Here is a 434-nt window from a genome sequence, read left to right on the forward strand (position 1 = left end):
CGCCAGAGACGATGATCCGCGCCCCGGCAAGCTCCGGACGCTCCGACTTCGTCAGCTCCCGGCCGACCAGCGTCGACAGCCCCAGGTCCGCACCCGCTTCGATCGCCTCGACCGCGCCCGCACCGCCGTCGACCACAGGCTCGAACGCAGTCGTGCGCACCGTGATCACCCTGACCGCATCCACGCTGCGTACCGTGGCCAGTGCGTTACCCGCATAAATCGGCCGCACGAAGGTGTCAGCCGACTCCACCGCCACGATGTCGCTGATCTGCGCTACGTCCAGCAACGCCGCCACCCGCGGCATCAGGTTCTTACCGAAGGTCGTCGCCGGCGCCAGCAAATGCGTATACCCCCCCGCCTGCGCTACCACCAGCGCAGCCACGTTCTCCGCGCCTTGTTCGGCGTAGTGGTCCGCATCGGCCACCTTCACCCGC

At 68.4% G+C, this 434-nt stretch carries 1 protein-coding gene; it reads right to left on the minus strand.

What is annotated here, in order from left to right:
* On the minus strand, positions 1–434 hold a 434-nt coding region (locus tag GPA21_RS20460; RefSeq protein WP_422614190.1), incomplete at both ends, for an electron transfer flavoprotein subunit alpha/FixB family protein.

The organism is Azoarcus taiwanensis (genome assembly GCF_012910885.1).
Lineage (GTDB): Bacteria > Pseudomonadota > Gammaproteobacteria > Burkholderiales > Rhodocyclaceae > Azoarcus_F > Azoarcus_F taiwanensis.